Source organism: Phormidium pseudopriestleyi FRX01 (assembly GCF_017313335.1).
GTDB classification, from domain to species: domain Bacteria; phylum Cyanobacteriota; class Cyanobacteriia; order Cyanobacteriales; family Laspinemataceae; genus Laspinema; species Laspinema pseudopriestleyi.
Genome location: NZ_JAFLQW010000493.1, coordinates 1 through 7,438, shown reverse-complemented (window position 1 = coordinate 7,438; position 7,438 = coordinate 1). Strand labels below are relative to the sequence as shown.

6 protein-coding genes are annotated in these 7,438 nt (G+C 47.3%); all 6 read left to right on the top strand.

Annotated elements, in window-relative coordinates:
* Positions 1 to 463: 463 nt before the first annotated feature.
* The 6 genes from J0895_RS18850 to minE all read left to right on the top strand — a co-directional run bounded on the left by J0895_RS18850 (position 464) and on the right by minE (position 6,220).
* A complete protein-coding gene (locus J0895_RS18850) occupies positions 464 to 1,810 on the top strand; it encodes a four-carbon acid sugar kinase family protein (RefSeq protein ID WP_207089547.1) in 1,347 nt (448 codons plus the stop codon).
* Positions 1,811 to 1,914: 104 nt separating this feature from the next.
* Complete coding sequence (locus tag J0895_RS18845) at positions 1,915 to 3,684, top strand: glycosyltransferase 61 family protein (RefSeq protein ID WP_207089546.1); 1,770 nt, start codon at positions 1,915 to 1,917, stop codon at positions 3,682 to 3,684.
* 38 nt (positions 3,685 to 3,722) lie between these two features.
* Complete coding sequence (locus J0895_RS18840) at positions 3,723 to 3,872, top strand: hypothetical protein (protein ID WP_207089545.1); 150 nt, start codon at positions 3,723 to 3,725, stop codon at positions 3,870 to 3,872.
* A gap of 12 nt (positions 3,873 to 3,884) precedes the next feature.
* Positions 3,885 to 4,829, top strand: a complete 945-nt coding sequence (minC, locus tag J0895_RS18835; protein ID WP_207089544.1) for a septum site-determining protein MinC — start codon at positions 3,885 to 3,887, stop codon at positions 4,827 to 4,829.
* 173 nt (positions 4,830 to 5,002) lie between these two features.
* A complete protein-coding gene (minD, locus tag J0895_RS18830) occupies positions 5,003 to 5,800 on the top strand; it encodes a septum site-determining protein MinD (RefSeq protein ID WP_207089543.1) in 798 nt (265 codons plus the stop codon).
* A gap of 33 nt (positions 5,801 to 5,833) precedes the next feature.
* Positions 5,834 to 6,220, top strand: a complete 387-nt coding sequence (minE, locus tag J0895_RS18825; RefSeq protein ID WP_207089542.1) for a cell division topological specificity factor MinE — start codon at positions 5,834 to 5,836, stop codon at positions 6,218 to 6,220.
* Positions 6,221 to 7,438: the final 1,218 nt, after the last annotated feature.

Genomic DNA, 7,438 nt, shown 5'->3' with positions numbered 1-7,438 from the left:
TAAAGAAGTAAGCCAAATTGCATCATCTCTTTTCTTTTAGGGATAGTTGTTTTGATGGTCTAGAGGGATACTTGAATGTCCCGCTGTCGCCCTTTGGGGTAGGCAGGAATCCCCCGGCTTTAGACGTGGTACGGTTCAAAAGAGAATAACATAGACTGGCATCCCCAAATTCAGCAGCAAAGATCGGTTTTGTTCCTGCTGAAGCAACGAGGGAAAAGGTAAGCTGTGACAATATAGTATTGTTACAGCTTTTTTACGATGAGTGACTAGGAATAGAAGAGTTTACCAGAGATTGACAGGACAACCAATCTCCATAATCTAGTCAGCAGATTCCCCCTACAAAGACAGAATAATAGCACCGAAGGGTTGATTCTACTGCAAAAATTGCATCCTGATAGGGTTGAATCGCGATCGCCAGTTCCCAGAAGATGAGAAAATGGGAACAATCGCGTCAAAATTAACCATGAACACTCAACCGAAAATTATCGTTCTCGATGACGATCCCACGGGTTCCCAAACCGTCCACAGTTGCCTGTTGCTGACTCAGTGGGATGTAGAAACCTTGCGCCTGGGGTTGCGCGAGGAAGTCCCCATCTTCTTTGTTCTCACTAATACTCGATCGCTGACCCCAGATCAAGCCGATGCCACCACTCGCCTTGTCTGCCAGAACCTCAAACAAGCACTCGCGGCAGAAAATATCTCAGATTTCCTGGTTGTCAGTCGTTCCGACTCCACCCTACGCGGACATTATCCCATCGAAACCGATGCGATCGCCGAAGAACTCGGTCCCTTTGATGCACATTTCCTCGTCCCCGCCTTCTTTGAAGGGGGACGCATCACCAAAAATAGTACCCATTATCTAATCATTGATGGCGTAGAAACTCCGGTTCATGAAACCGAATTTGCTAAAGATTCGGTCTTCGGCTATCAATATAGTTATCTTCCCGATTATGTGGAAGAAAAAACCAAGGGACGAATTCCTGCTGCCGAAGTGGACTGCTTTTTACTCCCTGATTTGCGTTCATCTGAAACTCGCACAAATCCTTCCCTTCCAGAACGGTTAATGCAGTTATCGGGTAACCGTTGTTGTGCCGTGGATGCAGAAATTCAAGCGGATTTGGACACCTTTGCTTCGGAGGCGATCGCCGCCGCGAGTCAAGGTAAACGCTTCCTATTTCGGAGTGCAGCCAGTCTTCTGACTTCCCTAGCAAATCTAGGACCACAACCCGTTTCATCTACCGACATGGGTCAATTTGTGCGACAAGCCAAACCCGGGGCAATTATTGTTGGTTCTCACGTCAAAAAAACCACCCAACAATTAGAACGGTTACTCTTAGAAACCTCCGTCACCGGCATTGAAATTGATGTCTCTCATTTACTCGAAGACTCACCCCCACAACGGGAAAAATTATTACAAACCATTCTGGAACAAGTCCAGCAAGCGCACCAGGCGGGAAACACTCCCGTAGTTTATACCAGTCGCCAAGAACTCGCCTTTCCCAATGTTCAAACCCGGTTAGAATTTGGCGTAGCCGTTTCTGCTTTGTTAATGGATGTCGTGCGCGGATTGCCTAAAGATATCGGCTTTTTAATTAGCAAAGGTGGGATTACCTCCAATGATGTTTTAAGTACCGGATTAGCCTTAACCAGCGCCCGTCTCCTCGGTCAAATTATTGCCGGTTGTTCGATGGTTCAGACTCCAGAAAATCATCCTTTATTTCCAAATTTACCCGTAGTTTTATTTCCGGGTAATGTGGGCGATGCTGATGGATTAGTAACGGTTTACCAGCGACTCACTCACTCTTTTTAGAGGGAAGCTAACGATTGGAGTTCCCAGACTCATCCCTGCCGGGGGTTAAAATTCCCGGCGGTTAATACTATGAATTTTTTCGCTTTTGCTAATTTTTCATCCCTATGAATCGAATTCAGGCAATTTCTATCACTCAATCAGGACAACAAGCTGCATCTCTCTATCAACAAGTTCAGACGCATCTCCAGCAAGGGAATTCCCATCAGGCAACGTCACTTTGTCAGGAAATTATCAAACTCCAGCCGGATTTTGCCCTCAGTTACCAAGGGTTAGGAGATATTTGGCGATCGCAAGGCAAGCTGTCACCCTCTCTGCGATGCTACCTGAAAGCCCTAGAACTACAACCGGATTTAATCAGTGCGGATTTTTTATTAGATTTAGGCAGTGAATTCGCTGAACAGAACCAGATTGATGAGGCAATTGTATGCTATAATCAAGCCTTAAAAATTAACCCCAATCATACAAAATCTTACTTAAACTTGGGGGTAATGTGGCGAAAAAAAGGGGAGTCAAGCAAAGCGATCGCCTTATACCAAAAAGCCCTAGCCTTGGAGTCCAATTTACATTCTGCCTATTTTAACTTAGGCAATGTCTTCCTAGAACAAAAACGGCTGGATGAGGCAATTATTGCCTATCTCGAAACTTTGCGGATTCAACCCTATTTTGAATCCGTCTATCTGAATTTATACCAAGCCTTAATTCGTAAAAATCGCATGGAAGAGGCTTTTTCTTGTGCGATTCATCTCATTCCCAACTCGCTACTGACAGACTTTATCCCCTCTATTTCTGATGCGGCTATTTCCTCTAAATTTACCACTTACCGAAGTGGTAAATTTAGAGAAATTAATCTAAAAAGCTCAGTTAAACTCTTTCCACCCAAGACGTATAATAGCAGCTTTCATTCTTATTTTAAGTGGGAGGTTTATCACAATCCTGAAACGTTTGTCACCTGGATTCCTTCCGGACGCGCTTGGGGGGATTCCTACTCCACTGCTGCGATCGCCTCCGATGGTCGTTTCATAGACGAACTCTGTCAAGGCAGCGTCTCAACCCTGGCCATTTCCGAAAAATTACCCCCAGCCACTCCCTTAGCGGGAACGACGGCGTTTTTATCAGTCCGAGGAGGCAACACGTACTATCATTGGATGGCGGATTTATTGCCCCGGTTAAAATTATTAAAGTTGGCAGAAATTAAATTAGAAGAAATTAATTTTTTTGTGGTCAATAGCTGTCATTTACCCTTCCAGCAAGAAACCTTGAATTTGCTGGGAATACCGACTCACAAAATTATCGTAAATTCTCAAAATCCGCATATCAAAACCCCAAACTTAGTCGTTCCGTCCTTACCCGGAGACGTAGGATTAATGTCTCCCTGGACTTGTCAGTTTCTGCGAGAATCCTTTTTAGATAAAGCCACAGCCCAGGGACTGCAAACCCCCGATCGCATCTATATCAGTCGTCGCCATGCCAGTTATCGCCGCATCCTTAATGAAGACGAGACGATCGCCCGGTTATCTCCCTACGGTTTCGTTCCCATTGTCCTAGAATCCCTCTCCTTTCTCGAACAAGTCGCCTTATTTGCCAATGCTAAAGCCATTATCGCCCCTCATGGTGCCGGATTAACCAATACGCTCTTTTGCAATCCAGAAACTCAACTGATAGAAATTTTCTCCCCAGATATGGTGTCAGTGAACTACTGGGTCGTTAGCAATATTATCGGGTTAGACTATTCTTATTTAATCGGAGAAAGCTTGGACGACTATAAAACTCCCCTATCAATCCCGAGACGATATTACAATCATCCCCTCTATGAAGATATTGTGGTCAATCTTGATTCCTTGGTACAGATCATGCAGTCTGCTGGATTGATTTAGCACTTGCACCCCAGGGGCTGCCAGAGGACCCATTCCTGATGGTGACCCCAATCAGTGGCGATCGCCCCAAGGGGAAGCCACCCCACAACCCAAACCCAACCCAACAATCCCAGGCCGCTCAAGTCCCGTCAAATATGTTAAAATCCATGCGGATCGAAAGTACAATCCCATCAACGGGATGGCAATAGGCAATATTTGGCATGAGTTCTGATACGTCACTCTCTTCTATCGAATCAACCGAATCAACCGTTTCCGAACCGGGGGATCTTTCCGCCAACTCGGACAAGTCCACCCTGTCTGAACCTGCCGAGTCCACAGATATCCCTGCCGAGTCCACCGTTTCCGAACAGGTAGAACCGAACGAAACTGAACCCGAAGCGATTTCTGGGTTCAAGGCGATCGCCCCCAATGCACAAGTTCGGTTTAAAACCAAAGAAGACGGCACCCTTTTACTCCTATTGCCCAACGAAAATAGCAGTGCCGACGCCAATACCACAACCCATGCGACTTGGACCGAAATTTTGCAACAGATTCGGCATCGGCTGAATGCAGGCGATCGCTTTTGGCAACCAGACACCTCCGTACAGTTAATCGCCCAGGACCGCTTATTAGATGGCAGACAACTACAGGCGATCGCCGAAGCACTAGCCGAATCCAAACTGAAACTAGAACGCATCGAAACCTCTCGCCGTCAAACCGCCGTTGCCGCAGTCACCGCCGGATACTCCGTCGAACAACGCACCACCGTTACCCCCTTTAATCCCAACCCCGTCGCCACCGCAAAAGCCCTCGCCGACCCCCTGTATCTCGAAACCACCTTGCGATCGGGCGTCGAAATTCGTCATCCGGGTAACGTCGTCCTCGTCGGCGATGTCAATCCCGGCGGATCCATCATTGCCGATGGAGATATTCTCGTTTGGGGACGCCTGCGCGGACTCGCTCAAGCCGGTGCCAATGGCAACGAGAAATCTATCGTCATGGCATTACAAATGGAACCCACCCAAATTCGGATCGCCGACTGGGTAGCGCGATCGCCCGAACCCCTGCCAGAGTTTTATCCCGAAGTCGCCTACGTCTCGCCCGAAGGGATCCGAATTGCCAAAGCCGCTGATTTTTCTAAAGCCCAGTTGGAACTAAAATCCTAAAGCGATCGCATTCCACTCAACCAAGGGTTGCGCGATCGTGCTAAATTAAATCGGCTCATTAGATCGTCAAAGCCTTCATCAGGTCCGTCGCTTTGCCTCTCTTCTTTAGATCCGGGAGAGTCAGACACACCAACCGATCCACTAGCAGTTACTTGTAGAGTCGTCGTCATTACATGAGTCGCATTATAGTCATCACATCGGGTAAAGGCGGAGTGGGCAAAACCACCACCACAGCGAATCTAGGTATGGCTCTAGCAAAACGGGGCCGCAACGTTGCTGTCGTGGATGCCGATTTCGGTCTGCGAAATTTAGACTTGCTTCTGGGATTGGAAAACCGGATCGTCTACACTGCCGTCGAAGTCCTCTCCGGTCAATGTCGGTTAGAGCAGGCATTAGTCAAAGATAAGCGGCAGCCAAACCTATCATTGTTACCGGCAGCCCAAAACCGCATGAAAGATGTGGTCACCTCCGATCAGATGAAGCAAATTATCGGTCAATTAGTCGGTAAGTATGACTACATTGTCATCGACTCTCCGGCTGGGATTGAGATGGGCTTTCAAAATGCGATCGCCGCCGCCACCGAAGCCATCATCGTCACCACCCCCGAAATCGCCGCCGTTCGAGATGCCGACCGGGTTGTAGGCTTGCTCGAAGCCAATGGAGTCAAGAAAATTAACCTGATTGTCAACCGCATCAAACCCGCAATGGTCGAAGCTAATGATATGATGTCCGTCGAGGACGTTCAGGAAATTCTCGCCGTGACCCTCCTCGGTGTCATTCCCGACGATGAACGAGTGATTGTGTCCACCAATCGCGGCGAACCGTTAGTATTAGCTGATCAGCCCTCCGTAGCTGGAGTTGCCTTTGACAACATTGCTCGCCGCTTAGAAGGTGAAAAGGTTGATTTTCTGGATATGCGCGTTCCTCAAGAGAACTTTTTTAGTCGTCTGCGGAAACGTATTTTCGGGTAAGATAATGTAAGGCTCTACCACACCCCAAGCACCATGATTAGCGAACTTATCGAAAGACTTTTCCCTCGAACTGGCGACGAAAATAGTCGTGAGGAGGTCAAGCGTCGCCTGAAACTGGTGCTGGCTCACGATCGCGCTGACCTCGACCCGGATACCGTCGAGGCGATGCGGAAAGAAATACTCCAAGTGGTCTCTCGCTACGTCGAACTCGACCTCGAAGGGTTAGATATTTCCCTGGAAAACAACCAGCGTGCCACAGCCTTAATTGCTAATCTCCCCATCCGCAGAGTCAAAGAGGAAAACCACTCCCCTTCATCTCCCCCATCCCTTTCATCTCCCCCATCTCCCCCATCTCCCCCATCTCCCCCATCTCCCCCATCCCTCGAATCTCCCCCATCTCCCGAATCTCCCCTATCCTAATCCCACCCTCTCCCTGTTGATTCAGATGGGCGATCGCATCCCCCTCCCAGTTGGCCTCTTGATAGAGACCCACTTTTTTTTAGTATCTATCAGCATGATTCCTCATTCGTTCTCTTGTATCCCATCCTGTCACCTTCTAATCACAGTCTTGACCCAAATCAACTCCTCCCAAATTCCTCTGATATAGCCCCTCTTGCAGCAGTCTGACAAGAGAATTCAGAAGTAGGAGCATCTTACTCCCTTACCGCAGCAATAGGGAGCAAGATGCTCCCACTCCATCAGCAGAAGGGTCCAATTCCTGCAAGAATCGCTATATTTAGGGCTAAAACTCAATCAAAATTTACGTCAGTTCTATTGACTGGAGAGTCTCATGCGAAATCTAACTGACAAAAGGTTTGACAAAATTTCCACAGCATAGGTGGGAATTGTTTATATCGCCAGTCTTGCGTGCCGTTTGCTTCGTTTGCTTATAGAGAAAGCGAGCCAGATGCGATCGCCTGAACCCAGGCGAAAGATGTGCGAACAAGACTATTAGGCGTCCGAGCCATTGTCACCATGATTTAGTGTCGCTATATAGCCATCCTCTTTTTTATTTAAGGTGAGCCGATTTAACCCCAAGATAGTTCTCAAGAAAATTCCTAAACAATCCCTTTTTTATTTCTTATTTTACCCGGATTAAAAAAAATCGTAAAGACTCTAAATCACTGGTTTGATGCAGATAAACGGACATTAAACTACAGCTAGGGCAATTCACAGAGGCCCAGTCCCCCCCTTTTTTGTAAAGTTTTGATGTTGCTATTATATTTTTTCTGTAAAGTTAAGACCAAAAAACTCGCGCGGGCGACTCCGTAATTTTTCTGAAATATAAAGAAACGTAAACTTTTCAAGACCAATCTTTTCTTTTCCTTAAAAGGAAACCACCTCAGAGCCTTCTCAATCCAGCGTTTGAACCCAAATCCCTCCATCGGGGATAGTTTGAGTTACGATCAAGGTGGGAAACAATCTATCCCGCCTTTAATTCTCAATCTCAATCTACTAAGGGTGTGTCAACAGGTATCCCAGGTTTCTGTGAGTTGCCACACAAGAGAAACACGGTAGGGCTGGTAGCCTCGCGCTCTAAAGATGCTATGTGGAAAGCCCACACGAGCGGTTTTAACCGCCTACACTGTAGTCCAACCATGATGAGGGTCGTTAATGTAGCGCCCTATCGTATTTTCC

Coding starts and splice junctions, on each gene's coding strand:
- J0895_RS18850 (WP_207089547.1), top strand. CDS start 464: ATGAACACTCAACCGAAAATTATCGTTCTCGATGACGATCCCACGGGT.
- J0895_RS18845 (WP_207089546.1), top strand. CDS start 1,915: ATGAATCGAATTCAGGCAATTTCTATCACTCAATCAGGACAACAAGCT.
- J0895_RS18840 (WP_207089545.1), top strand. CDS start 3,723: ATGGTGACCCCAATCAGTGGCGATCGCCCCAAGGGGAAGCCACCCCAC.
- minC (WP_207089544.1), top strand. CDS start 3,885: ATGAGTTCTGATACGTCACTCTCTTCTATCGAATCAACCGAATCAACC.
- minD (WP_207089543.1), top strand. CDS start 5,003: ATGAGTCGCATTATAGTCATCACATCGGGTAAAGGCGGAGTGGGCAAA.
- minE (WP_207089542.1), top strand. CDS start 5,834: ATGATTAGCGAACTTATCGAAAGACTTTTCCCTCGAACTGGCGACGAA.